The 26,952-nt window shown below is 68.8% G+C and carries 28 protein-coding genes and 1 riboswitch; of the genes, 15 read left to right on the forward strand and 13 right to left on the reverse strand.

The annotated features are described in order from the left end of the window. The first annotated feature begins 550 nt into the window (after positions 1-550). A complete protein-coding gene (locus tag AC6CH6_RS04260) occupies positions 551-1,327 on the forward strand; it encodes an ABC transporter ATP-binding protein (RefSeq protein ID WP_498254145.1) in 777 nt (258 codons plus the stop codon). Beyond that, positions 1,324-2,601 (forward strand): ABC transporter permease, encoded by a 1,278-nt coding sequence (locus AC6CH6_RS04265; RefSeq protein WP_498254146.1) that lies wholly within the window; start codon positions 1,324-1,326, stop codon positions 2,599-2,601. Before AC6CH6_RS04260 ends, AC6CH6_RS04265 begins: the two co-directional genes overlap by 4 nt. A gap of 168 nt (positions 2,602-2,769) precedes the next feature. Here the strand turns inward: AC6CH6_RS04265 and AC6CH6_RS04270 are convergent, their stop codons facing one another. The 8 genes from AC6CH6_RS04270 to AC6CH6_RS04305 all read right to left on the reverse strand — a co-directional run bounded on the left by AC6CH6_RS04270 (position 2,770) and on the right by AC6CH6_RS04305 (position 11,271). Beyond that, on the reverse strand, positions 2,770-3,084 hold the full coding sequence (locus tag AC6CH6_RS04270) for a DMT family transporter (protein ID WP_498254147.1): 315 nt from the start codon (positions 3,082-3,084) through the stop codon (positions 2,770-2,772). 10 nt (positions 3,085-3,094) lie between these two features. After that, positions 3,095-3,162, reverse strand: a riboswitch (guanidine-III (ykkC-III) riboswitch). 117 nt (positions 3,163-3,279) lie between these two features. After that, the gene (locus tag AC6CH6_RS04275) at positions 3,280-3,918 is read right to left on the reverse strand and encodes an NAD(P)H-binding protein (protein WP_498254148.1); all 639 of its coding nucleotides are present in this window, start codon (positions 3,916-3,918) and stop codon (positions 3,280-3,282) included. Positions 3,919-4,087: 169 nt separating this feature from the next. After that, entirely contained in the window at positions 4,088-4,282 is a 195-nt protein-coding gene (locus AC6CH6_RS04280; protein ID WP_498254149.1) for a hypothetical protein, read from the reverse strand. A 316-nt stretch (positions 4,283-4,598) separates the two neighbouring features. After that, positions 4,599-5,393: a GAF and ANTAR domain-containing protein gene (locus AC6CH6_RS04285; RefSeq protein WP_498254150.1), complete on the reverse strand. Its 795-nt coding sequence runs from the start codon at positions 5,391-5,393 to the stop codon at positions 4,599-4,601. Positions 5,394-6,379: 986 nt separating this feature from the next. Beyond that, the gene (locus AC6CH6_RS04290; RefSeq protein ID WP_498254151.1) at positions 6,380-6,946 is read right to left on the reverse strand and encodes a flavodoxin family protein; all 567 of its coding nucleotides are present in this window, start codon (positions 6,944-6,946) and stop codon (positions 6,380-6,382) included. A 266-nt stretch (positions 6,947-7,212) separates the two neighbouring features. Continuing rightward, entirely contained in the window at positions 7,213-8,424 is a 1,212-nt protein-coding gene (locus tag AC6CH6_RS04295) for an alcohol dehydrogenase catalytic domain-containing protein (RefSeq protein WP_498254152.1), read from the reverse strand. 208 nt (positions 8,425-8,632) lie between these two features. Further along, complete coding sequence (locus AC6CH6_RS04300) at positions 8,633-10,186, reverse strand: alpha/beta hydrolase fold domain-containing protein (protein WP_498254153.1); 1,554 nt, start codon at positions 10,184-10,186, stop codon at positions 8,633-8,635. Positions 10,187-10,371: 185 nt separating this feature from the next. Then, positions 10,372-11,271 carry an SDR family oxidoreductase gene (locus AC6CH6_RS04305; protein WP_498254154.1) on the reverse strand — a complete coding sequence of 300 codons (900 nt, stop codon included), beginning with the start codon at positions 11,269-11,271 and terminating at the stop codon, positions 10,372-10,374. 331 nt (positions 11,272-11,602) lie between these two features. Here AC6CH6_RS04305 and AC6CH6_RS04310 point away from each other — a divergent pair, with 331 nt between their 5' ends. The 5 genes from AC6CH6_RS04310 to AC6CH6_RS04330 all read left to right on the forward strand — a co-directional run bounded on the left by AC6CH6_RS04310 (position 11,603) and on the right by AC6CH6_RS04330 (position 16,223). Continuing rightward, on the forward strand, positions 11,603-12,421 hold the full coding sequence (locus AC6CH6_RS04310; protein WP_498254155.1) for an alpha/beta fold hydrolase: 819 nt from the start codon (positions 11,603-11,605) through the stop codon (positions 12,419-12,421). 422 nt (positions 12,422-12,843) lie between these two features. Next, on the forward strand, positions 12,844-13,782 hold the full coding sequence (gene gnd, locus AC6CH6_RS04315) for a phosphogluconate dehydrogenase (NAD(+)-dependent, decarboxylating) (protein WP_498254156.1): 939 nt from the start codon (positions 12,844-12,846) through the stop codon (positions 13,780-13,782). 317 nt (positions 13,783-14,099) lie between these two features. Further along, positions 14,100-14,921, forward strand: a complete 822-nt coding sequence (locus AC6CH6_RS04320) for a MerR family transcriptional regulator (RefSeq protein ID WP_498254157.1) — start codon at positions 14,100-14,102, stop codon at positions 14,919-14,921. Between the two features lie 77 nt (positions 14,922-14,998). Continuing rightward, complete coding sequence (locus AC6CH6_RS04325) at positions 14,999-15,358, forward strand: nuclear transport factor 2 family protein (protein WP_498254158.1); 360 nt, start codon at positions 14,999-15,001, stop codon at positions 15,356-15,358. 55 nt (positions 15,359-15,413) lie between these two features. Then, positions 15,414-16,223, forward strand: a complete 810-nt coding sequence (locus AC6CH6_RS04330; RefSeq protein WP_498254159.1) for an alpha/beta hydrolase — start codon at positions 15,414-15,416, stop codon at positions 16,221-16,223. Between the two features lie 450 nt (positions 16,224-16,673). Here AC6CH6_RS04330 and AC6CH6_RS04335 read toward each other — a convergent pair whose 3' ends face one another. The 3 genes from AC6CH6_RS04335 to AC6CH6_RS04345 are packed head-to-tail and all read right to left on the reverse strand — an operon-like array spanning position 16,674 to position 18,302. Beyond that, positions 16,674-17,171: a response regulator transcription factor gene (locus AC6CH6_RS04335; RefSeq protein ID WP_498254160.1), complete on the reverse strand. Its 498-nt coding sequence runs from the start codon at positions 17,169-17,171 to the stop codon at positions 16,674-16,676. Continuing rightward, positions 17,161-17,361, reverse strand: a complete 201-nt coding sequence (locus tag AC6CH6_RS04340) for a response regulator (protein ID WP_498254161.1) — start codon at positions 17,359-17,361, stop codon at positions 17,161-17,163. The genes AC6CH6_RS04335 and AC6CH6_RS04340 overlap by 11 nt, the downstream gene beginning before the upstream one ends. After that, positions 17,358-18,302, reverse strand: a complete 945-nt coding sequence (locus AC6CH6_RS04345; protein WP_498254162.1) for a sensor histidine kinase — start codon at positions 18,300-18,302, stop codon at positions 17,358-17,360. Before AC6CH6_RS04345 ends, AC6CH6_RS04340 begins: the two co-directional genes overlap by 4 nt. A gap of 99 nt (positions 18,303-18,401) precedes the next feature. Here AC6CH6_RS04345 and AC6CH6_RS04350 point away from each other — a divergent pair, with 99 nt between their 5' ends. From AC6CH6_RS04350 to AC6CH6_RS04385, 8 genes are all read left to right on the forward strand, one after another. Continuing rightward, the gene (locus tag AC6CH6_RS04350) at positions 18,402-19,115 is read left to right on the forward strand and encodes an ABC transporter ATP-binding protein (protein WP_498254163.1); all 714 of its coding nucleotides are present in this window, start codon (positions 18,402-18,404) and stop codon (positions 19,113-19,115) included. Next, positions 19,112-20,473 carry an FtsX-like permease family protein gene (locus AC6CH6_RS04355; RefSeq protein WP_498254164.1) on the forward strand — a complete coding sequence of 454 codons (1,362 nt, stop codon included), beginning with the start codon at positions 19,112-19,114 and terminating at the stop codon, positions 20,471-20,473. The genes AC6CH6_RS04350 and AC6CH6_RS04355 overlap by 4 nt, the downstream gene beginning before the upstream one ends. Before the next feature lie 260 nt (positions 20,474-20,733). Next, positions 20,734-20,883: a DUF4913 domain-containing protein gene (locus AC6CH6_RS04360; RefSeq protein ID WP_498254165.1), complete on the forward strand. Its 150-nt coding sequence runs from the start codon at positions 20,734-20,736 to the stop codon at positions 20,881-20,883. Between the two features lie 205 nt (positions 20,884-21,088). Next, entirely contained in the window at positions 21,089-22,063 is a 975-nt protein-coding gene (locus AC6CH6_RS04365) for a universal stress protein (RefSeq protein ID WP_498254166.1), read from the forward strand. Positions 22,064-22,372: 309 nt separating this feature from the next. After that, positions 22,373-22,594 (forward strand): hypothetical protein, encoded by a 222-nt coding sequence (locus AC6CH6_RS04370; RefSeq protein ID WP_498254167.1) that lies wholly within the window; start codon positions 22,373-22,375, stop codon positions 22,592-22,594. 1,066 nt (positions 22,595-23,660) lie between these two features. Beyond that, positions 23,661-23,897: a hypothetical protein gene (locus AC6CH6_RS04375; RefSeq protein ID WP_498254168.1), complete on the forward strand. Its 237-nt coding sequence runs from the start codon at positions 23,661-23,663 to the stop codon at positions 23,895-23,897. Positions 23,898-24,076: 179 nt separating this feature from the next. Beyond that, positions 24,077-24,667, forward strand: a complete 591-nt coding sequence (locus AC6CH6_RS04380) for a cupin domain-containing protein (protein WP_498254169.1) — start codon at positions 24,077-24,079, stop codon at positions 24,665-24,667. A gap of 260 nt (positions 24,668-24,927) precedes the next feature. Beyond that, positions 24,928-25,197, forward strand: coding sequence for a hypothetical protein (locus AC6CH6_RS04385; protein ID WP_498254170.1), 270 nt, complete (start codon positions 24,928-24,930; stop codon positions 25,195-25,197). Between the two features lie 69 nt (positions 25,198-25,266). Here the strand turns inward: AC6CH6_RS04385 and AC6CH6_RS04390 are convergent, their stop codons facing one another. Both AC6CH6_RS04390 and AC6CH6_RS04395 read right to left on the reverse strand, forming a co-directional pair. Further along, positions 25,267-25,668 carry a VOC family protein gene (locus tag AC6CH6_RS04390; RefSeq protein ID WP_498254171.1) on the reverse strand — a complete coding sequence of 134 codons (402 nt, stop codon included), beginning with the start codon at positions 25,666-25,668 and terminating at the stop codon, positions 25,267-25,269. Between the two features lie 597 nt (positions 25,669-26,265). Beyond that, positions 26,266-26,739 (reverse strand): cupin domain-containing protein, encoded by a 474-nt coding sequence (locus tag AC6CH6_RS04395; protein ID WP_498254172.1) that lies wholly within the window; start codon positions 26,737-26,739, stop codon positions 26,266-26,268. Between the last annotated feature and the right edge of the window lie 213 nt (positions 26,740-26,952).

Raw genomic sequence — 26,952 nt, forward strand, 5'->3', positions numbered from 1 at the left:
ATGGTGCTGGAACGATGCCAGCGTCTGCAGAATGGGATGAAGTGACCCCATCGACCGGAGTCTTTGACGTGCCACCTGCACCGACGGTCAGCAAGGGACTGTGCCCTTTTACATATGGCCCGGATAGCGGCCATTGAGCCAGCTCTGCTGACCACGGCTGATGCGGTGGTCCCAAGTCGGGGCAGATTCGGGGTGGTGTCGGGGGCAAAGTGTGTTTTTGTCCCGGAGGGGCGGGACCTTACTTCATGTCTTGGCAGGACTGCAGGTGCTCCATCAGGGGGTGTCGACACTTGGTACTGGGTATCGGGAGCCTTGCCGGTTGACGGCGTGACGGATTGGTGTGGCGGTTTCCACCGCGGATCCGCGCCTGTCGTGGCGTTTTATCGCTGGTGCACAAGTGGTGGGCCCCTTTAGTGGGGACAGCCGCCAGTTCCCCCATTTTGTGTGCGTATGCACATGATTGTTGGGTGAGACGTCGTCTCGCGCCAGTTGCCCGTGTGATCGCCCCGGGGTCGCTGTGGGGGTCGGGGTGGGAAGAAGGTCCATAGTCGTGAGTCCGGTGATACTCGAGGCCCGGGACCTGGTGAAGAGCTACGGCCGGGGGGAAACCGGATTCACCGCTTTGCACGGGGTGGATCTGGCGATCCAGGCGGGGGAGTCGGTGGCGATCGTGGGCAAGTCGGGGTCGGGCAAGTCCACTTTGATGCACTTGCTGGCTCTGCTGGACGCCCCGACCTCCGGGACGGTGACGGTCCAGGGCCGGGACGCCGGATCGCTGACGGCCCGGGAGCTCAACGTCGTGCGCAACAGGATGTTCGGGTTCGTGTTCCAGCAGTTCTTCCTCACCCCAGGCCAGACGGTCCTGGAGAACGTGGTGCTGCCGCTGAAGATCGCCGGGGTGTCCCGGGCGGAACGGCGGGGCCGGGGGCTGGCGGTGCTGGAGCGGCTTGAGATGGCGGACAAGGCCCGGGGCCGGGCCACCGACCTGTCCGGGGGCCAGAAGCAGCGGGTGGCGATCGCCCGGGCGCTGGTCAACGACCCGGCGGTGATCTTCGCCGACGAGCCCACCGGCAATCTCGACTCGGCCACCGGGGCGGTGGTCCAGGACATCCTCTTCGAGCTCAATCAGCAGCAGGGCATCACCCTGGTCATCGTCACCCACGACCCGGACCTGGCCGCGCGCTGCGACCGGCAGGTCCGCCTGTGCGACGGGGCGGTCGTCGATGCCCCGGCCCTTGTGCGTCCCATGCGGGCGGATTCGATGGTCGGTGCCGATTCCGTCTTCCGGGACGAGCTGCCCCTCGGTGTGGCCGGGGGTGTCCGGTGAAGTGGCAGGACGTGGCCGGCTCAGCCCTGGCCAGCACCTTCCGGGGCCGGATGCGGACCGTGCTGACCGTGGTGGCGGTGTTCATCGGCGCGCTGACCCTGACGCTGACCTCCGGTATGGGCACCGGGGTGAACGACTACATCGATGAGACCGTGGCCGCCTTCGGCGACACGGACACCCTCTATGTGCAGAAGTCCCAGCCGCTGCTGGAGCTTTCCTCCGGCAGGGGCCCGCGGAGCTTCGATCCCGACGACATCCAGGTCGCCACGGGCTTCGGGGTGTCCTTCGCGGGGCTGTCCGAGGGGGACGTCGCCGCCGTGGAAGACACCCCCGGGGTGGCCCTGGTGCAACCGGTCTACAACGTCGTCCCCACCTATCTGCAGGCTGCCGGGGAGAAGTTCCAGCTCGCTCTCGGTGTCCCGGTCCACGGCGACGGGCTGCAGATGGTCACCGGGCACACCGCCACCGAAGGGGCCGATGAGATCGCGATCCCCGACAGCTGGGTCACCGATCTGGGCTTCGCCTCGGCTCAGGACGCGGTCGGGGGCGCACTCGAGGTGGTGATGACCAACCAGGCCGGGTCGGAACGGATATTCCAGGCGCGCGTCTCCGGGGTGTCCCAGGCCAGTCTGGCCGGGGTCGCGATGAACCCCCTGCCCTCGACCTCCTTCAACGAACGGCTCTACGAGTACCAGACCAGCGGGGGCCCGCAGGAGATCCCGGCCAGTTACATCATGGCCCGGGCCATCATGGACGACCCCGACCACGCCCCTGCGGTGCAGGCGGAGTTGGAGCAGGCCGGGATGGTCGCCTCCACGGTCGAGGACCAACTAGGCATGTTCCGCACCGTGATCGACGCCGTGATTTGGATCCTCAACACGTGTGCGGTTATCGCGCTGCTGGCAGCGAGCCTGGGCATCGTCAACACGCTGCTGATGTCCGTCCAAGAACGCACCCGCGAGATCGGGCTGATGAAAGCCCTGGGCACCAGCGGCCCCAAAGTCTTCGGACTGTTCTCCCTGGAAGCGGTGTTCATCGGCCTGCTCGGGGCGACCGCGGGAGTCGCTGCCGGGGTGGCCAGCGGCTCCTGGCTCACCCAGGTCCTGGCCGAGGGATTCCTGGCTGGGCTGCCCGGACTGTCACTGTTCGCCTTCCACGCCCCCAGCCTCGCCCTGATCGCAGGCGCCGTGCTGGCCATCGCCTTCACCGCCGGCACGCTCCCGGCGATTCGCGCCGCACGGAAAGACCCCATCACCGCCCTGCGCCACGAATAACCCTGCCCGCCCCTGAGGTGAAACCCAAGACTCTCGCCAAGCTTCTCGGATGGACGGGGGTCTTGTCGTGGAAGGGCTACTGCGAAGAAGCCGGCGGGCACAGCCCAGTCACGGAGCTCCACGCCGGTTCTCGAGTTGCCTGGTGGCAAGGAGCATGTCGTTGCGTTCTCAGTGGGAGAGTTTGAGTCCGAGGACCCCGCCGATGATCATCAGCAAGAAGATGATTTTCGGCATCGCGGCCGGTTCTTCACCGGTGGCCATCGCGTAGACGACGGTGAGCACTGCACCGATTCCCACCCACACCGCGTAGGCGGTGCCCACGGGCAGGTCTCGCATGGCGTAGGCCAGCCCGGCCATGCTCGCGACCAGCGCCGAGGCGAAGACCAAGGACGGTCCGAGCCGGCTGAAGCCTTCGGACTTGCCCAGCGCGGTGGCCCACACCGCTTCGAGGATCCCAGAGAGCACCAGAACGAACCATGACATGACAGCCTCCCGCGGGCCGTCTTGTCGCACACCGGGTACAGCACCCCTCGTCCGGGAACCCGGTGTTTCGGGCTCATGTCCAAAATCTCACACCGGGTGATGGGGAGCAATGTCAGACGAGTCACCACCCCCGAGCATCGGTTCATGATCGCGGGTGCCGGTAACCATGGCGCCCTGAGTTTCGCAGGACACCTCTCAGTTGCTGATCAGGGGGCTGGTCCACAGCAGGCTGGTTTCCAGGACCTGGGCAGCGAGGAACCGGGCGGCATCCTGCTGGGTGAGGGATGCCCGCCGCTGGGGGCCCGGGCGCAGGTGCACGTGGCGTACGCCGCGGGCGGGGCCGGCGCTCAGGGCCGGCGTGCGCACGATGGTCCAGCTCAGCCCGGATCCGGTGATCATCTGGAACCGGTCGCGGGTATGGGCGATACCGGCTGGGCGCAGTGTCTGGCGCAGCTGCTGGCGGGCGTAGGCGGTCCTGGTGCTGTCACCGGGGACGGGGTAGAGGTGGTGTGGGGCCAGGCCGACGTAGCGGTGCACCCGGTGGGCTGCCATGGTTTCTACCAGTTGTCTGGTGGCGGTCCGGGCGCGGGCGGCCGCGACCTGTTTGCGAGACAAGCTGAGCACGTCCACGACGGCCTCTGTGGTGGCCACGGTGGAAGTCAACCATGTGGTGTCGGTGATGTCCCCGTAGGCGAGATCCATCAGGTGCGGCCGGTGGATGTCCTTGACGGGTTCACCGTCGAGGACGGGGGTGGGGTGGTGTCCGCGGAAGACGAGGTCTTCGACGACCTCTTGTCCTAGGGATGTTTCGGCACCGAGCACAACGACGCGCACAATGTCCTTTCAGAAGTCCCGGCATCACCCCCGGGAGGGGGCAGGAGCCGGGGTTGTCGATGACGAGGGGGTGTGGGTGCGCCCTTCGGCGACGGGGTTCTACGGCCCACCGGCCCTGGTGTCACCGGCCCCTGGGCGTCACCACCGGCCCCGGAGGGCCGGTGGTGGTTCAGCCCAGTAGGCGGGAGGTGAACTCGATCTGCAGCTCGTGCAGCCGGTCGCAGGTGATCGGGTGCCGGCTCTCGGGGTCGGTGAGGTACTCCCGGTCCAGTTGCCGGCAGATCCGGCTGTGCAGGATCTGCAGCTGCTCCAGGGACAGTCCCAGCAGTTCCTCGGGAAACGGGTCGTCGGGGCCCAACTGCATCAGCCGCTCCAGGGAGGGTGAGGCGGTGCCGGCCTCCGCCGCGCCGCTCAACGGATCACCGTCGACTGCTGGGCGGAACCGGCCCGGGAACCAGGTCCAAGAACAAGGTGCAGGGGGTGGCGGGGGCAAGGTGCGGGGGAACTCGATGCGGACGGGGTGGGGAAGCTCGAAGGCATGAAAAGGATCTTTCACTGGGCACGATCAAAGGATCGGTCAGCTACTCGACCAGGGCGGAGCCTATCCATCGTCGACCCCGGTACGCAACGCGTTGCCCGGTCACCCATCACCACAGGGGCCCCGGGGTGACCTGAGGGTCTCAGACGGTGCGGCCGGCCGCCCAGGGCGCTTCGGAGGTGTTGAAGTGCGTGGTGGGGGCCTGCCCGGTGGTGGAAGTGACGAGCTCGACGGCCAGTTCGCGCAATTTGATGCCCCGCCGTCCGGCCGCCGCGGTGAGCAGGTCGAAAGCCTCTTGCTGGGTGCAGTGCTGCTGGCCGATGAGGATGCCCACGGCCACGTCAATGGCGGTCCGGGAGGACATCGCCGCGGCCAGGTCCATCTCGGTGTCCTGGTGGCGGGCCAGGCGCAGCGCCAGGCGCAGCGCGGTAGAGGCGGCCACGACCTCCTGGGTGATCGCCGCGATCGCGTCCTCGTCGAAGGCATCACGGGTGCCGGCGTAGACGTTCAGCGCGGCTTTGTCCGGGCCGGGCAGATCGAACGGGGCGGCCACCGCGGAATGGACCCCGTGGGCGGCGGCGGCCTGCCCGTAGTCGGCCCAGGGCCCCTGGGCCAGGTCCGGGGCGTGGACGATGAGCTGCTGGCGGGCGGCGGTCAGGCACGGTCCGTCCCCGTAGTCGTACTGGATCTCGTCCAGCACCGTGGCCCGGGCGTTGGAGCTGGCGACCGTGCCCACTCGCCCGTCGCGCAACAAGGTCACCGCGCACCACACAGCGGTGTGCTCGCCGGTCAGGTGCGCGGCCATCACCTGGGTGAACTCCTCCAGGAACTCCCGCAGATCCTGGCTCTCGGCCAGCACCTCGTGCAAGCGCAACCGGGTGGAGATCGAGGGGAAGGAGGGAATCGGGCGGTGGGCTACCGAGGAGGAGTCGGTCACGGGATACACCTTTCGACAGGCGCCGGCGCCTGGGATGACATCGGGGCTACAGCTGGTATGACGATGAGGCTGTCCCGGGGCTGACGGCAACAGCAGAAAGGTACCCCTGATGCGGGGGGGCCGCCGGGGACCCCGGTGGCCCCCATCTCAGGGCGGACCGTCGGTTGGTCCTAGAGTGGTCGCATGTCGGTGTCGGACAGGTCGACCAAGATCCGCATGCCGGTTCCTACCTCCCGGATCCACACCACGCCCAGGTGGGTGGCGCTGTCCTCGACAACTCCTCGGTGGCGCAACATCCCGCCCATCCATACCTCCGCACTGTCACCGGGCCGCCAGCGGCTGGCCCGGCGTTGAGCCGTGACGGTGCTCGTGGCCGCCGCGGTGCGCCCCGGCGACGGGGTTCCGGCGGGCCCACTCGTCTCCGGCGACGGGCCCGGGGCGCGATCCGGCGTGGGGGATGGTGTGGTGGGGGAGGGCATGGCGGCGACATCCTTCGGCTGGCAAACAAGGCAGGGTAGAGGCGATAACTGGTGCGACCGGGACCCCGCCGGCAAGGCTGGGCTCTAGTCCGGCGCCGCCCCGAAGCCCTTCGGCAGCGCCGCAGTCGGTTGCGCCAGCCGGTAGGCCGCGCGGGTGTGCAGGACACGCCTTCGCGCCGTCATGGGAGGCAATGCGCCGGCCGTAACCCCACCGGTGCAGGCCGGCATGGTCCCCTCGGGGCGCCAGTGTCACCGCTCGTGTCTCGACCACCGCGAGTTCGAGCTGCAAGCAACCAGCATGTTGTACATTCTAGCCAATAGACAGCATACTTGTCATTTTGTGGAGGCGGAACGGATTTCGTGTCCTGCTGCCCCGACGTGCATCGGCCGCCCAGCGCCCGATGCACGTCCCGGCCAGACACGATCGACGATCTTTTTGCCTAGGGCCGACTTGAAGCTCTTCAATCCACGGGTGTTTCTACATCGGGGGTGGTCCTCGCCGTATATCTACTGGCCCGATCGGCGGCTGCTGTCCTGGCTCTCTGAGGGGTAGGGGTTCTGCTGCAGCAGGGCTGCGAGGTGGGCGGCATTGTGGGCGGCCCCGGCCGTGGTGGCCGCAACCTTTTCCGGCACCTGGTCGAGATCCTGGTAATCCGTAGACTGCATGGCTTCGCCCACCCAGTACGTCCCGGCCTGGGCGGGGATGGTGAAGCCGATGTCGCTCAGCGCCTGGGTCATGTCGGCGATCGTCTTGTGCGCGCCGTCCTCGTTGCCGACCACGGCCACGATCGCGGTCTTGTCGTACATGATCGGCCGGCCCTGCTCGTCGGTCTCGGCAAGGTCGGCGTCGAGGCGCTCGATCACCCGCTGGGCGATGCTGCAGGGGTGGCCCATCCAGATCGGGGTCGCCAGCACCAAGATGTCCGCGTCCAGGACCTGCTGCCGCAGGGCCGGACACTCGTCCCCGCCGCCCATGTCCACCTGGACGCCCGGGCGCACGTCGTGGTCGACCACCCGCACGGAGGAGGTGGTCACCCCGTGCTGCTCGAGCGCCTCCAGCACGTGCCGGGCCATCAGCTCGCTGCTGGAGGACGCAGGGGACGGGGTCAGCGTTGCAGACCAGGGCGAGGGCTGCGAGTTCTGTCATGGCGTTTCGTTCTTACGGATGTGCGGTTCGTGGTGCGGCGCCGGGAGCCGGAGACGGTGTACTTCCACCGCGCTGCGCTGCACCGGGGTGGAGTCCCTGGTGTGGAGACGGGTGATGGGTCGTCGACGGATCGTGGGCCGGCGGCAGGACCCTGTTCCGCCGCCGGCCCGCGCAAGGCTCAGGGATATGCCTCTCAGCCGGTGGTGAGGACGGTCTTGAGCCAGCCCTCGTCGCGGCGGTCGAAGCTGCGGTAGGCCTCGACCACGTTGTCGATGGGCTCGTGCTGGGTGACGAAGGGGGTCGGGTCGAACAGCCCTGCGGCGACCAGGTCCAGCAGGGGCGGGGTCACCGAGCGGTGGTCGCAGTTGCCGGCGCGGATGGTGAGGTTCTTGTTGGTGGCGGCCCCGATGGGGAAGGAGGTCAAATCCGGGGAGAACACCCCGATCATCCCGATCCGCCCGTACTTCGCCACCGATTCCACGGCCCACTGGGCCGACAGGGACGGGGCGTTGCCGGGCACCCAGTTCTCCCCTTGGACGTTGGTCTCGGGCGCGGTCTGGGCCACCTCGGCGTCGAACTTCTCGGCCTGGGCGGCGTACTTCTCGGCCGCGGGTCCGCGGGCCGGGCGCTGGGCGTCGACCCCGACGGCCTCGATCACGGCGTCCACACCCACCCCCATCGTGGCGTCCATGATCGCCTCCACCGGATCCTCGGCGTTGAAGTCGATGACCTCGGCGTTCTGCTCCAAGGCCTTGACCAGGCGCGTCTGCACGCCGTCGACCGCCCACACCCGGCCCGCACCCTGGCGATAGGCGGCCGCGATCGCCAGCTGTCCCACGATCCCGGCGCCGTAGACGGCCACCGTGTCCCCGCGGCGGATCCCGGCGAGCTCGGCGCCGAACCAGGCGGTGGGGAAGATGTCGGAGAGCAGGATCGCGTCGTCGTCGGAGACATTGCCCGGGATCGGGATCAGGGTATTGGAGGCCCACGGGATGCGGGCGTACTCGGCCTGCAGCCCGTCCACGGACCCGGTGGGAGCGGGGCCGCCGAAGAAGCAGGTGCCGGCCGCCGGGCCGTTGGGGTTGGCCACGTCGCACTGGGCGGTCTGACCCATCCGGCAGTAGCGGCACACCCCGCAGGACATGGTCGAGCACACGATCACCCGGTCCCCGGGGGACAGGCCGCGGACCGAGGCCCCGACCTCCTCGATGACGCCGACGGCCTCATGGCCCAGGATCGTGCCCTCGTGCATCCCGGCCATGGTGCCGCGGATGAAGTGCAGGTCGGTGCCGCAGATCGCGGACCGGGTGATGCGCACGATCGCGTCGTTCGCATCCTGGATCGCGGGATCGGCCACGGTGTCGAGGCGGATGTCGCCCTCGCCGTGCCATACCAGTGCCTTCATGGATCAAGCTCCTTCGTCGTGTCAGGGGAACTGCATTGCGGTCGGATTTGTCGGCCGGTAGAACCACTGTGGACCGATCGCTGCGGGGTCAGGTCAGAGGCCGTGGCTCGGCCCCTGGGGAAGCCCTGAATCCGGACCGGCGTCTCGCCGTGCGTCATGGACGCGCGGCGGGGCGCCGAGAATCCAAGCCGGTTCTCTGCGAGCCGCCTCAGGCGGTGCGGAAGGCCGCGGTGAAGTGCGCGCCGGCCTCCTGCTGAGCGGCCTCGGCCTTGTCCAGCACCGCGGAGGCGCCGAAGAACTCGTGCATCACACCCTCGTAGTAGCTGGCAGTGGTGGGCACCCCAGCGGCCTCGAGGTTCGCCGCGAACTGCTGGCCCTGGGACCGCAGGACGTCGCGTTCGTCGGTGATCACCAGTGTCGGGGGCATCAGCGCCAGGGACTCGGTGGCCCAGCCCAACAGGTCGATCCTGGGATCCTGCGCCGCTTCGGGGACGCCGTCGAAGGCGTGCATCGCCATCCAGGACAGCAGCGCGCGGTTGAGGGGCCGGCCGTCGGCGGCGTCGTCCATGGACTCCCCGAACTGCTCACCGGTGGTCAGCGGGTACACGCACACCTGGGCGGCCGGGAGCGGCTCCCCGGCCTCGGCGAGCTGGCGGATGGTGGCCGGGGCCATGTTGCCGCCCACCGACTCCCCGCCGATGCCCATCCGGGCCGGGTCCCCGCCCATCTGGGCGGCGTTGGCCGCGGTCCAGCGCCAGGCGGCGAGCACGTCGTCGTGGGAGGCCGGGAACACGGCCTCCGGGGCGCGGCGGTAGTCGGGGGAAACCACGATCGCACCAGTCTTGTTGGTCAGCCCCCGGCAGGAGGCGTCATAGGTGTCGATGTCGAAGAGCACCCAGCCACCGCCGTGGATCCACATGATGATCGGCAACGGGCCCTCCCGGGGCTCGGCTGGCGTGTAGACCCGCAGGGTCTGCTCTCCGCCTGCCGCGTCGGGGATCTTCAGGTCGGTGGCCGAGCCGACAGGCTCGGGACCCTGCAGGCCCTTGTCCTCCATGACCTTCTTGACCGCGTCGTCCGGGCCGGGCTGGGCGCGGGCCTGTGCGGGCTCGAGGATCTCGAAGGGCTGCGGGCCGAGGGCGGAGTGGGCGTCGACGATCGCCTGGGCCTGGTCGTCCAGCAGGCCGGAGGCGTCGGTGGCCAGCCGCTTCTTCTTGCCTGACACCGCGGCCTTGGCCGCGTCGACCGGCTTCGCGACGGCCCCGACCAGCTTCTCGATCCGGCCCTCGTCCGGGGCGTTCGGGTGCGGAGCCGGCGGTGCCTGACGCTTGGCGGCCAGGAACTTCTGCCCCAGCTCGGCCATCCGGTCCGCGCCGACCTTGGCGCGGAAGGCCGGCAGCTCCTCGCCCTCCTCGTCCTCCACGTGGTGGCGGGTCACGGAGATCAGCTCGTTCAGGGCGGTCTCGAACTCCGCCTCTCCGGGCTCGGCCTTCCCGAGCGTGACGAGCAGCTCCTTGATGTCGCCGTGCTCCTGCCGGGCGTCGTCGTCGAACTCGTCCATCCCGAGCTCGCGCCAGATCGGGTACATCACCGTCTCCTCCGCGTACGCGTGCAGGGACAGCTCGAAGCTGATCTGGTCCACGAGGGTGCGGCGGTCGCCGCGGCCGGCCTCGAGGTGCTGGAACTGGCGCTCGACGATCGCGTGGTCGTCGGCGATCAGGTGGTCGATGTCACCGGGCTGGGTGGGATAGGACAGAGCCATGCGCGGTTCTCCTCACAGGGAACGATGGTCGGGCGGGCCTCCGGCAGAAGAGCCGGAACATCGGTGGTGCGCGGCGGCGGCGGGAGGCCGTGCGTTGAACCGGGGCCGAAGTGGAAAACTGGGACGAGCTCAGTCCACGGACCAGGCGCGGCCGGGCAGGTGCCTGACCCGCCCGCCGGGGCGCCTCAAGGCGTGGGCATCCCGCCGGTCGCGGCCAGCGTCTCGCCGCTGACGTAGCTGGACTCCTGGGAGGCCAGGAACACGTAGGCCGGGGCCATCTCCGCCGGCTGGCCTGGCCGGCCCATTGGGGCCTCGGAGGCGCCGAACTCGGGGAGGTTCTCCTGCGGCTGGCCGCCGACGATCTGCAGCGGGGTCCAGACCGGGCCCGGGGCCACGACGTTGACCCGGATGCCCTTGGGCGCCAGCTGGGCGGCCAGGGACTTGCTGAAGCCGTTGATCGCGTACTTCGTGGAGGCGTAGTCCAGCAGGATCGGGGCCGGCTGGTAGCCCTGGATCGAGGAGGTGTTGATGATCGCCGAGCCCGGGGGCAGGTGCGGCACCGCGGCCTTGCACAGCCAGAACATGGCGTAGACGTTGGTCTTGTAGGTCTCGTCGAACTGCTCGTCGGTGAGTTCCAGGATGTCCGGGCAGTGCTGCTGCTTGCCGGCGATGTTGGCCAGGATGTCGATCCCGCCGAGCTCGGCCACGGCGGTGGCGATCAGCTGCTCACAGTAGGCCTTGTCCGTAATGTCGCCGGGGACGGCCACCGCACGGCGCCCGGCGGCCTCGATGAGCTCCACGACCTCGGCCGCGTCCGCCTCCTCCTCGGCCAGGTAGGAGAGCACCACGTCAGCGCCCTCCCGGGCGTAGGCGATCGCCGTGGCCCGGCCGATACCGGAGTCCGCACCGGTCACCACGGCCTTGCGACCCTCCAGCCGGCCGGAGCCGCGGTAGCTGGACTCACCGGAATCGGGCTTCGGCGCCATGTCCCGCTGCAGGCCGGGGCCCTCCTGCTGCTGCTCAAACCTGTCGTCGGGGCCGGGGTACTGCGTGGTGGGGTCCTGCATCGTGTACTGGTCGGACATGGGATGCCTCTCCGTCGACTGGATCATCAGCTTGCTTGTTACCCAATCTTCCAGCCGGCCGTGGGGGTGTCAACGGCTTGATGCTCTGAGCGAACTGCATGAGTTGCAGGTCGCACCGACATAGACGCTCTGTGCTGATCCGCTCGCACTTCTGTCGGACTGACGCTCCTCCCTTGCCCAAGTTGGTCCCGCCTTTTCCTGGATCCTGACGGGCTGTTCCGGCAGGATGATGCCCGTAGAGTGTGAAGCATGCTGATAAACGACTCGGGGATAATCAGCGGTTTCGGCACTGTCGCCCCGCCATCTGTGGACCGGAACAGGAGCGCATCGCATGACCCACCCCGTATCCCGTGAACAGGTCGAGGTGGACGGCGCGCAGCTGTCCTACCTGGCCGCCGGAGACCCGCAGGACCGGCCTCTGCTGCTGCTGCACGGCACCTTCTGGAGCCGGGTGTGGCAGCCGGTGCTACCTGCCCTGGGCGAGGCCGCCCGGTGCGTCGCCCTGGACCTGCCCGGGTTCGGCGCCAGCGGCGGGGAGCTCGACGTCGAGCACGCCACCGTCCCGGTCCTGGCGCAGACCGTGCTGGCCGCCGCCGATGCCCTGGGGATGGAGGAGTTCGACCTGGCCGGCCACGACATCGGCGGCGGGATCGCCCAGCACGTGGCCGCCACCAGCGGACGGGTGCGGAAGCTGGTGCTGATGAACTCCGTCATGTTCGACTCCTGGCCGGTGCCGGCGGTCGAGCGGTTCCGGGACCCACAGGTGCGGGAGGCCACCGGCGTCGAGGACATGCTCGAGGCCCGGGCCACCTCCACCCGCGGGAGCATGCTGCGGGAGCTGGGAAAGGAGGAGCTGGACGACTACCTCTCGCCCTGGCGGGATGCGGCCCGGGTCCGGTCCTGGACGGCGATGGCCGCCGCCGCGGACCCGAAGTACACCCTGGAGCTGGTGCCCGCGTTGCAGAAGGCGGCGATCCCCACCCGCCTGGTCTGGGGCCGCGAGGACGACTTCCAGAAGATCGGCTACGCCCGCCGCTACGTCGAGGACATCCCGGGGGCGGACCTGGTGGAGGTGAACGGCAAGCACATCCCCACCGAGGACTCCCCGGCCGCCGTCGCCAAGGCAATCCTGGACCACCTCGCCGACTAACTTGTCAGGGACTGCTCGTTCCACCGGGGGACATCGGCCCCCTTGGTGCCCTGCACCCGAACACTTGGGTTCGCCGTTCCACGCCTTGGCGGAAGTGCTTCTCGCGCACCTGAACCACCGCGCGATCCCCGCTTCGATCCAGGGATGATCGAGTAGAGGGCCAGCTCATGGGCGGTTAAGCCAAGAACCGCACTAATACCTTCGCTTTGCGCATGGCCCGGCTACCGGACAATGCCCGTAGGAGCGACCTCGCGGTAGGAGGAGCAGAGCGCCGGGGTCGCTCTATTGCCCACTGCATCACCACGGCATGATGAGGCAGAAGGGACTGTTCAGCTGATCGGGGTGGTGATCCCCGAAGCAGCGACGGGCGTACAGCAACCAGTGATCGACAGCAGCGGGCGAGACGAAGGGTGGGAGCCACCATGCAGATGGGACTGGTAGGACTGGGCAAGATGGGCGGGAACATGCGTGAACGCCTGCGCGGGGCCGGGCACACCATCATCGGCTACGACACCAACCCGGAGCTCTCCGACGCCGAGGACTTGGCCGCGATGGTGGCCCAGATCGACCGAGAGCCCCAGGTCGTGTGGGTCATGGTCCCGGACCGGGTGGTGGACCCGGTGATCGGAGAACTGGCCGGGCTGCTGGGGGAGGGCGATGTCATCATCGACGGCGGCAACTCCCGCTGGATCCACGACAGCCCCCGGGCGAAGAAGCTGGCAGAGAAAGGCATCGAGTACCTCGACTGTGGGGTCTCCGGCGGGGTGTGGGGCATCACCCAGGGCTACGCCCTGATGGTCGGCGGGGACGAGGCGACCGTGGCGAAGGTCCAGCCGATCTTCGACTCCCTCAAACCTGCCGGGGAGTTCGGGTTCGTGCACGCCGGGGAGCACGGTGCCGGCCACTTCGCGAAGATGGTCCACAACGGCATCGAGTACGCCATCATGCAGGCCTACGCCGAGGGCTGGGAGCTGCTCGAGGCCGCCGGTCATGTCACTTCGGTGCGGGAGACCTTCAATTCCTGGCGTGAGGGCTCGGTCATCAAGTCCTGGTTGCTCGACCTGGCGGTCAACGCTCTGAACGAGGACGAGCACCTCGATCGGTTGGCCGGTTACGCCGCGGACTCTGGGGAGGGTCGGTGGACCGTGGAAGCCGCCCTGGACCTGGCGGTCCCGGTTCCGGCCATCTCCAACGCTTTGTTCGCCCGCTTCGCCTCTCGCCAGGACGAGGCCCCGGCGATGAAGATGATCGCGGCGATGCGTCAACAGTTCGGTGGCCATGCCGTCAAGGACGCCGCGGCTGGGCCCGAGCATGTCGAGGCCGGCCCCGGTGAGGACCCGGCCCACCCCGCCGAGCAGTAGAGCCGCACCATCAACCCCGGCGGAGACCGGGAACCTAGGGCGTGGCCGGCGCCAGGCTGCCAGCGGAATCGCTGTAGGGCCTCCAGAAGCTGACGGTTCCGTCCGCCCGCCGGACCACCCACCACAGCACCAATATCGACACGAATCGGGACGGCCGCACCGATCGGTGACGTGGACGATGAAAGTTCCCTCGTCGCGAATCAGAAAAGTCGACCGGCCATACATATGGCCCGGTTAGCGGCGGCCCGTGCTGCGGCAGAGGCTCGCCGAGACCTCTGACTGGGTGCGACGCACCGGGCTATGGCGTCTGCACTACCATGACCGCCATGGGCGTGATGACCATCGGTGACTTCGCGCGCGCCACCCGGCTCAGCGCGAAGGCGTTGCGGTTCTACCACGAGTCCGGTCTGCTCACACCTTCGACCGTGGACCCGCACAGTGGCTACCGCCGCTACACGCCCGACCAGGTGCCTGACGCCCAGGTCATTCGCTCACTCCGGGCCCTCGACGCGCCGCTCGACCTCATCCGCGAGGTCATGGCCACCACTGACGTCACCGAGCGCTCGGCCCTGCTCCGCTCCCACCTGCGCGAGATGGAGACGCGGCTCGCCGCGACGCGGTCGGCGGTGCGCACGCTCCGGGGCCTGCTCGACCCCGGCCCCGTAACCCTTGAGGTCGTCCACCGCAGCATCCCGCCGATGCACGCCGTCGCAGTCCACGCGACGATCAACCGCGACGAGCTCGGGGTGTGGTTCCGCCGCTCTGTTGACCTGCTCACCGGGCTCGTCGCATCAGGTGACGTGGCTGTGGCCGGGCCGTACGGCGGGGTGTGGTCCACCGAGCTGTTCCTCGACGGACGCGGCACAGCGACGCTGTACGCCCCAGTCGAGGAGAGCGTGGCGTCGTTGCCGCCGGCCGTGTCCACGGTCCGGCTGCCCGCGGTCGAGCTCGCTGTCGCGACGAGCGAGGGCCCTGACGAGGAGATCGCACGGGTGTACGGCGCGCTCGGCGAGTACGTGGCCCGCCGCGAGCTGGGCGTGCAGGCCCCGTCCCGGGAGGCGTACCTGGAGGGCTTCCCGGGCATTGACGAGTGGACGAGGACGGAGATCGGCTGGCCGGTCTTCCGTGTCTCCCGGTAGCCGGACCACGGTGCTTGACCTTCCCCCAGGGGGAAGGTCGAACGTGGTGGCATCCGCAACCCGAGGAGTGGAGACCGATGACTACCGGCACCGACCCATACCGGCCCGAGCTGTTGCCCGAACCCGTCAGCCAATACCTGCACGACCAGCTGCCCACCCACGACGTCGCGGCACGCACTGCGACTTTCACCGCCGACGCACGCGTCGTCGACGAGGACACCGAGTACCGGGGCGCCGACGAGATCCGCCGCTGGCTGGCCACGGCGGGGAGCCAGTACACCTATACGACCACGTACATCGGCCAGGTCGCGCACGGCCACGGCAACTGGACCGTGCTGGCCCACCTCGAGGGCGACTTTCCTGGCGGGGTCGCCGACCTCCGCCTCCGCTTCCGCGTCGGCGGTGACGGCATCGAGGACCTCGTCATCGCGCCCTGACCCGGATCCACCATGCCGGCGGTCCGTGGGCCGCCACTCCAGAAGAGGAACTCCCATGACCGCAACCACCACCTCGTCGTCGAGCTCGGCTCCGACGGTCGTCCTCGTTCATGGCGCTTTCGCCGAGTCCGCCAGCTGGAACGGCGTCATCACCGAGCTGCACGCACGCGGCCACAGGGTGCTGGCCGTCGCCAACCCACTGCGGGGACAGCAGGAAGACGCCGCCTATCTGCGCAGCATCATCGACACCATCCCCGGGCCGGTCGTCGTCGCTGGCCATTCCTACGGTGGCTCGGTGATGAGCGAGGCCGCCGACGGTGCCCCTGGCGTCACCGCCCTCGTCTACATCGCCTCTTTCCAACTGGAACCCGGCGAGAGCACCGCCGAACTCGCCGGCCGATTCCCTGGCGGCGAGCTCGGTGGTGCCCTTGAGCCGCACCCCCTGCCGGGAGGTCGGGAGAACAACGATCTGTACATTCGCCCGGAGCTGTTCCGGGAGGTCTTCGCGGCCGACGTCGATCCGACTACCGCGGCGCAGATGGCCGCAACCCAGCGGCCCATCGTGGCGTCCGCGCTGGAGGACCGGGCGACGAAGGCGGCGTGGCAGAACATCCCTCGTGGTCGCTCGTCACGATGCAGGACCTGGCGATCCCGGTTCAGAGCATGCGGTTCATGTCCGAACGGGCCGGGTCGCGCACGGTGGAAATCGAAGCCTCGCACGGGGTCACCGTCGCTCAGCCCCGCGCGGTCGCTGACCTCATCTATAAGGCCGCGACTGTTCCGTGACGGATCTGTGGAGGTTTTCCTTTCACGGAAGGAACAGCGTCATGGGCGAACCGAGGAAGTACCCGGACGAGTTGCGTGAGCGCGCGACCCGGATGGCGGGGGACGCCCGGCAGGACCCAGCGACGAAGGCGCGGGCGCCGGCGCGTCTCGGACAGCGCCTGTGAATCAACCCGGGTCAAGCTCCCGAGAACGGTGGAACGGTCCCTCCTGCGTGGGTCCGGTCGCGAGCGTGGTCAGAGGGTCGGTGCTCGCACATCCTTCGGGGAGGTGATGAGAGGCACACGTTCGGCTGAAAACGCCTCAACGACCCACTTATGGTTCGGGCGGGTAAATCTGCGACGATCCAGACGCCCCTCCGGATGTATGAAGCCCGCGGCGAGGTGTCGAGGCGAAGCCATGGCACGGCAACGCGAAGACGAGGGGAGCCTCGCGGCCATCGGCCGGAACCGCGTCGTGTGCGAGAAGAACAGGGAAATCCTCGCTACTTCACATATGGCCCGCTTAGCGGCGGGCTGTGTTGCGCTAGGGGTTACTGGGTTGCGGTGAGGTAGGTCAGAACGGCGCGGACGCGACGGTTCTCCTGTCCGGGTGGTAGGTCGAGTTTCGTGAAGGTGTTGGCTACGTGTTTGGCCACGGCGCCGGTGGAGAGCACGAGGTGTTGGGCGATTTCGGTGTTGCTCAGTCCGCGGGCCATGAGCTCGAGGACTTCGCGTTCGCGCGGTGAGAGGTCATCCAGTGCGGTGCGCCGGTTGGAGAGCAGGCGGGCGGCGACCTCGGGGTCGACCACGACGCCGCCGGCAGCGACGATGTCCAGGGAACGGGTGAAATCGGCGATGCGGGCGACGCGTTCTTTCAGGAGGTATCCCAGGCCACCGGTCATGGCCCCGCCGAGGCTGTCGGTGGTCGGGTCGGTGGCGAAGAGATCGACGGCGTAGGCCGGGGCGACGTATTGGGAGAGCACCAGGATGCCGACGCCGGGGTGGGTGGCTCGGATGCGGGTGGCCGCTGCCAGGCCGTCATCGGTCATGGTGGGGGGGCATGCGCACGTCGGTGATCACGACATCAGGCAGAGAACCGTGCGTGGAGTGACGGTGGATGAGGGCTTCGAGTTCCGGGGCGGTGGCGGCTTGAGCGATGACCTGATGGCCTTGGCGTTCGAGCAGTCCGACGAGGCCCTCCCGTAGCAAGGCTGCGTCATCAGCGACGATGAGGCTCATCGGGGCCCCTGGTGGGTGGCTGTCTCCAGGACGATCCCGGGGTGGCCCTGGGGCAGCAGCAGGGGGACGCGGGCGGTGAGTGCTGTCGGCCCGCCGGGTGGGCTGGACACTGTGAGGGTGCCCCCGAACGCGGCGAGGCGTTCCGTCATGCCGGCCAGGCCGCGGCCGGGCTGGATGGTGGCCCCTCCGGGGCCGTCGTCGACGACGGACAGGTGCAGGTGTTCATCGGCGCTCAGCAGCACAGTGACGTGGGCTCGGGGGGCGTGCTTGGTGACGTTGGTCAGGGCCTCTGCGGTGAGAAAGTACACGGCCGCTGCGAGGGCCTCGGGCACTGCCGGCAATGGGTGAGGGACGCGCACGACGACGTCGGCCATCGAGCGGTCGGTCAGATCGCGCACGGCCGCCTCCAACCCGAGGTCGGACAGGACGGTGGGATGGATCCCGGTGACGGTGGAGCGCAGCGCGGCCAGGGCCGCCTCGACGTCGTCCTGGGCGTCCCCGAGCAGCTTCACGGCGTGGACAGGCGCACCGGTATCGGGGGTGTCCAGGAGGAGGGAGGCCTCTCCGACTTTCATCGAGGCGGCCACGAGGTGCTGCTGGGTCCCGTCGTGGAGGTCACGCTCGACGCGGCGGCGTTCGATTTCGAAGGCCGTGACGATCTCCAGCCGCGAGGCACGCAATTGGCGCACGCTGTGGGCCCACTCCTCGGGGCTGTGCCGTGCTGCGGGCGGAGGCTTGCGCCGTTCCAAGGCCACCAACCCCGCCAGGGTCCCGCCCAGCCAGGCCAGGACCAGGGCACCGGCCGTCCACAGTCCCACAACACCGAGGTCTGCCAGCCCCAGGCCCACGGCCGTTCCCACGACGGCTGGCGCCCCGAGGCCCACCTGGAACCAGAACAGCGCGCGTGGGCTCAGCGCCTGTGCTCCGGGGGTGGCAGTCATTCCTCCACGATAGTCACGGGGGTGCCCGCCAGGGGTGGTGCTGGCTCCACCTTGGGTTGGAAGTTGGCACCATGGGCGGGAGGCGGCGGGAACGGTGGAATGGGGACCATGACAACGAACACAGCACCCGGGGCGTTGCACGCCAGCGGGTTGAGCAAGTCCTTCGGGCAGGTCCGGGCGCTGTCCGGGGTGGACCTGAAAATTCCCGCCGGCCAAGCCGTGGCCGTGATGGGCCCCTCCGGGTCCGGCAAGTCCACGCTGCTGCACTGCCTGGCCGGAATCCTGGCCCCGGATGCCGGTCAGGTCCACCTGGGCGACACGGTCGTCTCTGAACTTTCCGACTCCCAGCGCTCCAGGCTGCGCCGGGAGCAGTTCGGATTCGTGTTCCAGGACGGACAACTTCTACCAGAGCTGCCCGCACGGGAGAACGTGGCGCTGCCACTGCTGCTCACCGGCACCGGGAGGACGCAAGCGCTGCAGGCCGCCGACGAGTGGCTGGAGCGGCTGGGGCTGGTCGGGGCCGGCCGGCGCCGGCCAGGGGAGATGTCCGGCGGTCAGGCCCAACGGGTGGCGATCGCCCGGGCGATGGTGCATTCCCCGAAAGTGGTCTTCGCCGATGAGCCCACCGGCGCCCTGGATCAGGCCACCGGTCACGAGGTCATGCAGATCCTCACCACGACCACCACCATGGCCGGGGCCACACTGGTGCTGGTCACCCATGACCGGCAGGTCGCCGGGTGGTGCACCCGGCTGATCGAGCTGCGCGATGCCATGGTCCACGCCGACCGTCCCATCACCGGGAGCCAGCGATGAAGGCCACCCTGGCCCTGGCGCCCCGATTGGCGATCCAGCGGCTGCGCGGTGGTCGCAGCGAATCGGTCCTCGATGTGCTGGCGGTGATCGCCTTCACTGTCTCGACGGTGCTCGCCCTCACGGTGGCCGGGGGGACGTGGATGTTCTTCCAGCGCTGGAACCAGCCCACCGCACCGCCGCTGCTGGAGGCATACGTGGTGCTGGCTGCGATCGCCTGCGCCCTGCTGGTCGTGCCGGTGCTCAACCTCGGCGCAGCAGCGGCCCGGCTCGGCGCCCGGGGACGGGCCCGCCGCTTGGCCTCCTTGCGGCTGATCGGTATGAGCGGCAGCCAGGTCGTGGTGATGTCCGTGGTGGAAACCCTCATCCAGGCGTCCATCGGCGCCGTGCTGGGCGTGGTGCTGTGGCTGCTGAGCCTGCCGGGCTGGCAGTTGGTGGCCTTCCAGGGCCAGCGGATCGATCCTGCAGAGCTCTTGGCGCCCTGGTGGATCATCCTGCCCGTGGTGGTGGCCCTGCTGGTGATGGCCGGGCTGTCCACGGTGATAGGCCTGCAACAGGTGCGCATCTCCCCCCTGGGAGTCGCCGCTCAGCACACCCCCCGGGCACTACGGGCCTGGCGGCTGGGAGCATTCGTGGTCGCCGTGATCGCGTTCCTGATCGTTCGGCAGGTCTTCAGCCCGGACGTGCTCAACGTCCAACTGAGGTTCTACGCCGTGGTCATCGTGATGATCGTGCTCGTGGTCAGCGCCGTGAACCTTCTCGGGCCCTGGCTGCTGCAACTGCTGGCACGCCCGGGCACCGCCACCAGCACCGTGGCGCAACTGATCGCGATGCGGCGGATCATCGACGACCCTCGCACGGCCTGGCGCAACGTGTCCGCCATCGCCCTGCTCGGCATGGTCGCCGCCTTCCTCAGCCTCATCCCCACGGATCCGCAGTCCTACAGCGACAACGCAGCGAACCACCTGCTGGCCCAGGACCTGCGCACCGGCGCGATCATCACCCTGACCGTGGGCCTGATCATCGCTGCGACCTCCACCTTGATCAACCAGGCCGCTCTCGTGCTGGACCGGGCAGAGGAAGCGATCGCGCTGGACCACGCCGGCTTCCCCCGCGAGCTCTTCACCGCGATCCGCCGCCGCCACGTCCTGATGCCCCTGACCGTGACCCTGACCGGCTCCATCGGTGTGGGTCTGCTGCTGGCCAGCCCCTTCCTCACCGTCTTCCGCTTCGAGCTCTCCGGGGTTCTGCTCATCCTGGCCACTGTCATCGTCGGGCTGCTGCTCACCCTCGCAGCCACCGAAGCCTGCCGGCCCCTGCAACGCCTCGCCCTGAAGCCCACCCACCGCCGCAATGACTAGCGGCCCAACACCCCATCCCGAGCAGCCCAGCAACAGCGACAATCCGGGAACCTCCGTCTGCTTCCGCCGAGGCACCGGTGGACCCACCCCCACCAGTGCCTCGGTATTCCCAATCCTGTCGATCCTCCAACCCCCTCCGGGCCACTGAAGCTCCCACCCCGTTGCTGCGATAGCCCCCAGTTGGGCTCCCTCCGCTTCACATATGGCCCGGTTGTCGGACACCGACTCCGGGGCGTTCTCGCAGCAGCTGCCACTGCCGGTTGGCAGTGTGGTGGCGCGACTACGCCGACCCCACCATGCGGACCCTCTTCGACGAAAGAGGCCTCTTCCATGGATGCGCCTCCAGGGCCCACGCGCCGAAGGGGATGTCTCTTCCCTTGGATCCTCCGCCACCGTGGCTCTTCGAGTAAGGGGCCTGCTCCCGCATCCAGTCGCGGTCAGAGCGTTCCGGGCCTCCCGTCCGAAAGCTGGGCCCTGACTGTGGTCTTGTTCTGCCTGGACACACCGACAGAATCCTGGTCGCCCTGTCAGGGCGGCGGATTCGCCGCGATTCATGTGGCGTGTATCACTTACGCTTTGATCATGGGCGACACGTTCAGCACTCAGGACCGCCCCGTGGCCGCCGGTGCTGAGCACGGCGTCGTGCTCGTCGGGATCGACGGTTCCGCGCCGGCCCGGCACGCCCTGGACCGCGCCCTGAAGGAGGCCCGCACCCGCCACTGGACGGTGCGTCTGCTGGGCGCCTATCCCCGCATCGAGGTGGTGGACCCCGAGGTGGGAATGCGCGCGACCCGGGCGGTGATGACGGAGAACGCCGGGCATCTCGCCGAAGCCCGCGCGGTGGCGGTGGCCGTTGGGGTGCCGGCGGAGGCGTTTGCAGTGGCCGGGGACGCGGCGAAGGCCATCGTGAAGGCCTCGCACTCCGCCGCCCTGGTGGTTCTGGGCAAGCGGGGACGCAGTGGGCTGTTGCGCGGTCGGCTCGGCTCGGTCTCCGCGGCGGTCGCCGCGCACGCGAGGTGCCCCGTGATGATCGTCCCCGACCCGGCCAGGGATCGCCCCGCCGATGACCAGGACCGGTTGGAGGACTTCGCCCTCGAGCCTGCGGGCTCGGCCAGGGCGGAGGATGTGGACTTGACCGGTCGCGTGGTCGTGGGTCTGGACGCCCTGGGCTCCCGTAGTCCTGCGCTGTGGACGGCCGCGGACTACGCCGACCACCACGGCCGGACCTTGGCGCTGGTCTCCGCCAACGCGGTGCTCTCCGAGACTCCCAGCTGGTTCCAGGAGGAGCTCGACACGATGCGGTACTTCCAGGAGTCGGATCGGAAGCTGACCGACATCGCCCACGAACTCGTCCAGCAGCATCCTGGGCTGTCCGTGGAGCATCACCTCTACGTGGGGCCTCCGGCCAGGATCCTCACCAGCACCTCGCGGACCGCGGAGGTGGTGGTGGTCGGCTCCCGCGGTATCGGCGGGTTCCGGGGGCTGCTGCTCGGCTCCGTCTCCCAGGCCGTGCTCCACGACAGCGAGAGCCCCGTGCTGGTCGTGCCCGTGAGGATTGAGCACCCCAATCTGGAGCAGGCCCGCCGATGACCGTCTTCGGCGGGGACTGCAGCAGGTATCGAGCTCGGGGCCCGCTGCCCCGATCCCAGTAAAACGCTCCAGGGACCGAGCAGGAGGGGCGGTAGGGACGGAGGCACCCGGCTCGGGTCCCCATCCATGCCTGAGGGCGGGTTGGATCGGCGATCGCCGGTCGCTTACCTCGAGTCGTCCACCTGGGTGCCGCGCCGAGATCGGGGGCACCTCAGTGGGCTGTTTTGGGGTGCTGGGCGATTCGCTTTGAATAATGAGAAGCTGGCGCCCATGGATAACGAAAGGGTAACGGAGCAGGGTGGTGTGCCCGTGAGCGCGGGGGAGGAGTCGCGGGCCGAGGTCGTTGAGCTGACCGAGCGCATCCAGGTGCTCTCCCTCGAACGGGGTACCGCGGTGCGCAGGCGCAACCGCGCCCTCGCCCGCGCCTACCGGGCAGGTGCCTCTCTCCAAGAGCTGGCGGAGCTGACCGGGTTGCATGCCGAGGACATCGCCGAGGTCATCAGCATGCCCCCGGACGCTTATCCGCGCTGAGGAAGGAAATGCTGCGCTTCCGGAGGCTGCCCGTTGGGGCGGTCGGATCCGGAGTGGGCCGCGGTCCGCTCGTCCCGGGTGATCTGAGGGAGGGAACCTGATCAATCCCCTGTCACGACGAAGCGCCCCTACCCGGGAGAGGGTGGGGCACTTCGCGGCGCCGTAGCGCCTGCGCCACCCGAGCCGCTGGGGAACGACTCCTCAGGGCGGCGGCACTGGCCTGGGGGCCAGCGCTGTCAGGCAACGTATCAAAGACCAATGTTGCGACGGACAATCCGGTTCCACCGCAAGGACGTCGCGTCACAGGCCGCGGCGCAATTGGCTCCTTTCGCGGCGGGAAGCTCTTACTGCACCCTGGGGGTGCCCGTGCCCTGCGGGCCTCTGCGGGAGCAGAAGGCACTATCCGGGGGGTCCGCTCGTCGAGGTCCGCACCCGGTGATGGCCGCCTACTACAGTGGCGCCCATGGGGCAGTTGCTGTACGAGTCGATGACGCTGCGCCAGGTCGCCGACGCCTGGATGAGTTCCTCACCGAACGTCCCCGGGCCCTCCAACGATTGCGCCGGGCACTGACCGCCCACGGTGTATCCCCGGAGGCCGTGCTGGACGGCACTGTCGAATCGGTCGCGCCGTTGTGGGAGTGGATCACCGGGCGGATCACCGAGCTCGGCGTCGATCCCCGCTCCCTGGACCGAGACCCGACCCGCCCCTCCTGGCCCAGTTGGGCCCGCCACGGGATGCCGGTGGATCCCCACCCGCCGGCCCAGGCACTGGGGTTGGTCGACGGGTTCACCTCCTACCTCGCCCGACTCCTCACCGCCGCGGTCCCCGACGCGCGGTGGCTGGTGGGGGAGCACCGCATCGATGACTACCCGATGCGCAACTACCCGGTGCTCGCCGCCGGCGGCCACCAGATCTTCCTGCCCGGGATCCCGCTCTACAGCGCCTACCAGTCCGCTCACGGCCGCGACCCGATCCACGGGACCGAAATGCTCGCCCACGTGCACCGGACCATCACCGCGCTGAGCGGGCAGAGCCCCGGTGGCCGATGCTGTCGAAGAGCCGTTGGTGACCGTGGTCCCCGAGGTGGACTGCTACGACGTCGGGCCGCGCACCGACATCGCCGCTGAGCACCCCGGACTGGTGGAACAGCTGATCCTCGAGCTGGGCGACCCTGAGGGTGTCACCTCGGTTTACCGGTACGGGTCCGACGTGCTGGTCGTCGATGCCCCGGACTGGGACGAAACCCGCCTGAAGCTGTGGCTCACCCGGTGGCTCCAACGCCACCTCCACACCGAGGACTGAGCGCCGCGCCGCCGTTACCGACCGCCCCCTCCGGTGCCACCGGCCGCCTGCCCGGTGCGCCCAGGCCTCGGCATCGCCCTTCAACCGCGAGGTGACACAGGCCAAGTGGGGCAGATTGCGATCTGGAAACGACCTAGGACACCGGGTCATGAACGGTCGTAATCTAGTGGTCGGGGGCGATGACGATGGACTGGTCCGTCGAGCAGATCACCGGTATGTGCACCGGCCGCACCACCTACCGGGACCAAACCCAGGGCACCGCGCTGACCTGGGTGCGCACCGGGGAGGAGACCGCCGGCGAGTACAGCCTGCTCTACGCCGAATACTCCCCGGGCATCAAGGTGTTCTCGCACTACCACACGCTCTACACCGAGACCCTGCACCTGTTCGAGGGCGCCCTCGACGGCAAGATCGCCGGTCGCCAGGTGCGGTTGCGCGACGGCGATGAGGCCGTGGTGCCCCCACGTACCGTGCACGGCTGGCAGGTGACCGGGGACCGCACGCTGCGTTTCGTGCTGGAGGTCCGCCCCGCCCACGCCGGGTTCGAGAAGTGGCTGGTGACCCTGCAGAACATGGCCACCGACGGGCTCACGCACCCGGACGGGCGGCCGAAGAACCTCTACCACGGGGCGCTGATCCTGGTGGAGTCCGACATCCACCTCCCCGGCCCCGGGCGCCTGCTCGCCCCGGCCCTGCAGATGCTGGCGGGCCGGGCCCGGCGCAAGGGCATCAATCGTCAGCTTGAGGAACGCTACTACCACCGGTCCTGAACGGGCAGGCGACCCTGCCCGCAGCACAGCGCGGGCACCCCTGGTGCCGACGTGCGCCTCCATGACGGATGCCGCTGCCCGGAGGAATGTCCCGCCCACCGGGACCACGACAGCCCGTCCTCGTTGCGTGCGCTGAGCACGAGACTCCGAATCCCCCATGAAGATGCATGCGCCCCTGTTCAGAGACCGGTACGCCCCTGCACAGTGGAACCATGACATCAGAGAGCCTCTGTGCGGTGAGCGGGTGCAGCCTGGTTGCTGTGACCCGGCTCCCGGTGGTGGCCTGGACAGCGGCCACCCTCGCGGAGCTCACAGCGGCGCCCCTGCACCACTACTGCCGCGACCACGAGACGCTGATCAGTGACCGCTACGCGGCTGCGGTGGACTGGACTGTATGCCGGGACACCACCGAGGGTCACCGCCCGGACCCGCAGGCCGTCCAGCAGATCTGTGCGCACCTCCAGGCGATGCGGACCCCCAAGGCGAAGGCCGTGCACGAGGCCCTCGTCCATCTCACCGTGACTCCCTGAGCCGGGGCATCCAATCCGTGAAGCGGCACGGGCATACCCGGGTCCTTGCTCGGCAAGGGTCTATGTCTTTCATGCCTGGGGCTCGTACCCGATGAGCCAGCGCAGTCCATGGCGATCGGTGACCTGGCCGTCCGAGGCTCCCCAGGGCCGCTGGGTCAAGGGATCGATCCGGGAACCACCGATCGAGAGTCTCTCGAACCATTCGTGCAGGACGGCCGGCTCGGCCGTCCCCAGCAGGGACAGCAGGAGACCCTCGAGTCGCATCGTCTCCGCACCCTCGGGCGCGTCCGATCCTGCCAGGGCGACCACGCCGTCGAGGACGCCGTGGGCGACAGCGTCAGGTGGGCCGTCGGTCCTGCCGAACTCTTCGTAGGAGTGCAGGCTCAGTTCACCGCCGAAGACGTCGGCGTAGAAGTTCAGTGCTTCTCGGGCGGTGCCGGGGAAGCTGAGGTAGACGAGAGGTGCGGCCATGTGAACACTCCTGGTGCTGGTTGCTCCGAGTTCGACCAAGTATTCGTGCAGTGTCACCCGATTGGAAAGGCTGGGCCGGAGTTCTGGCGCCCTGAACTGTTCTGCCCCCGAAGGACCCCTGTCTGCTCGGGTCGGGCCGGTGGCGCCGATACGGGGTGGCGGCCGGGCGTGGTGAGTGAGCGGTGTAGAGGTTGGGCTGGAGCCACAGCGTCAGCCGGGTCTCGTTCCTGTCCCGGAGCGGTGCGAGGAGCCTCCCGAGGATACCGGGCTGGGGTACGTGCCCGGTATCAGCACCTCAAAGTCGAGTTCGGTCGACACCGGACATCCTGTACGACCGGCCGTCCTCTCTCCTGCCCGTGGTCAGGGCGTAGCCCACATCGCACACCCCCGCCCCAAGAACCTGCCGAGGATACAGCCGTGGCCCGGGGCTGAAGTCCAGATGCCGATTCACAGCACCATCCTCCCCGCACGGCACGAGGGCTCGAAGAACAAGGGGGTACTGCGCCGGCGGGAATGCCGCCACGATTGACCGGCCTTTCCTCACATCGCTTTACATATGGCCCGGCTGCCGGACAGTCAGGTAATCGTTGTAGCAGCTCAGGCGGTCTCTTCGCCCTCGTCGTCGACCTCATCGATCCACGGCGGCGGCTCGTCGCGGCCCTGCTCCTCGTCCTTCTCGGCGTCTTCCGGCGCCTTCTGCACGATGCCCTGCGCGTGGTGCGTGGGCGCGTAGATCGCATAGAGGCGCAGGGGCTCGTCCCCGGTGTTCTCCACGTCGTGCCACGTGCCGGCGGGCACTTGGATGCTCCAGCCGTCCTCGACGTCCTGCTGGAACGAGAGATCGTCCTTCGAGGGCCCCATCTTCGCGCGGCCCTTGCCGGCGTCGATGCGCAGGAACTGGTCGGTGCCGTGATGCACTTCGAGACCAATCGCTCCGCCGGGCTCGATCGACATGAGCGTCACCTGCAGGTGCTTGCCCGTCCAGGCGACGCGGCGGTAGTCAGCGTTCTCCGTCGTAGCGCTCTCGATATCGAATGCGTTCGGCTTCGGCCCGTTGTCGGTGATGTCCATGACCGCATTCTGTACCTCTCCCCGGAGGATCACCAGGGTGGAGAACCGTCCGACGCCGATCCACTTGTCCACGCGGCGCCCGGTGGTAGGGAGTGAACACACAGTGTTGGTGATCTTCTCGTCGCCGGTCCGAGGCACCCCGACTTACATCAGCTTGCCGATGACCACTCGGTCGGGTGCCCAAGGTCGGTGACAAGCCCACGACCGTCCGGT

Source organism: Kocuria sp. GQ42 (genome assembly GCF_059758435.1).

Coding starts and splice junctions, on each gene's coding strand:
- AC6CH6_RS04395 (WP_498254172.1), bottom strand. CDS start 26,739: ATGGACATCACCGACAACGGGCCGAAGCCGAACGCATTCGATATCGAG.
- AC6CH6_RS04390 (WP_498254171.1), bottom strand. CDS start 25,668: ATGGCCGCACCTCTCGTCTACCTCAGCTTCCCCGGCACCGCCCGAGAA.
- AC6CH6_RS04325 (WP_498254158.1), top strand. CDS start 14,999: ATGACTACCGGCACCGACCCATACCGGCCCGAGCTGTTGCCCGAACCC.
- AC6CH6_RS04300 (WP_498254153.1), bottom strand. CDS start 10,186: ATGGCTCTGTCCTATCCCACCCAGCCCGGTGACATCGACCACCTGATC.
- AC6CH6_RS04270 (WP_498254147.1), bottom strand. CDS start 3,084: ATGTCATGGTTCGTTCTGGTGCTCTCTGGGATCCTCGAAGCGGTGTGG.
- AC6CH6_RS04355 (WP_498254164.1), top strand. CDS start 19,112: ATGAAGGCCACCCTGGCCCTGGCGCCCCGATTGGCGATCCAGCGGCTG.
- AC6CH6_RS04320 (WP_498254157.1), top strand. CDS start 14,100: ATGACCGCCATGGGCGTGATGACCATCGGTGACTTCGCGCGCGCCACC.
- AC6CH6_RS04280 (WP_498254149.1), bottom strand. CDS start 4,282: ATGCAGTTGGGCCCCGACGACCCGTTTCCCGAGGAACTGCTGGGACTG.
- AC6CH6_RS04345 (WP_498254162.1), bottom strand. CDS start 18,302: ATGACTGCCACCCCCGGAGCACAGGCGCTGAGCCCACGCGCGCTGTTC.
- AC6CH6_RS04295 (WP_498254152.1), bottom strand. CDS start 8,424: ATGAAGGCACTGGTATGGCACGGCGAGGGCGACATCCGCCTCGACACC.
- AC6CH6_RS04380 (WP_498254169.1), top strand. CDS start 24,077: ATGACGATGGACTGGTCCGTCGAGCAGATCACCGGTATGTGCACCGGC.
- AC6CH6_RS04350 (WP_498254163.1), top strand. CDS start 18,402: ATGGGGACCATGACAACGAACACAGCACCCGGGGCGTTGCACGCCAGC.
- AC6CH6_RS04305 (WP_498254154.1), bottom strand. CDS start 11,271: ATGTCCGACCAGTACACGATGCAGGACCCCACCACGCAGTACCCCGGC.
- AC6CH6_RS04335 (WP_498254160.1), bottom strand. CDS start 17,171: ATGACCGATGACGGCCTGGCAGCGGCCACCCGCATCCGAGCCACCCAC.
- AC6CH6_RS04340 (WP_498254161.1), bottom strand. CDS start 17,361: ATGAGCCTCATCGTCGCTGATGACGCAGCCTTGCTACGGGAGGGCCTC.
- AC6CH6_RS04330 (WP_498254159.1), top strand. CDS start 15,414: ATGACCGCAACCACCACCTCGTCGTCGAGCTCGGCTCCGACGGTCGTC.
- AC6CH6_RS04310 (WP_498254155.1), top strand. CDS start 11,603: ATGACCCACCCCGTATCCCGTGAACAGGTCGAGGTGGACGGCGCGCAG.
- AC6CH6_RS04290 (WP_498254151.1), bottom strand. CDS start 6,946: ATGGCCCGGCACGTGCTGGAGGCGCTCGAGCAGCACGGGGTGACCACC.
- gnd (WP_498254156.1), top strand. CDS start 12,844: ATGCAGATGGGACTGGTAGGACTGGGCAAGATGGGCGGGAACATGCGT.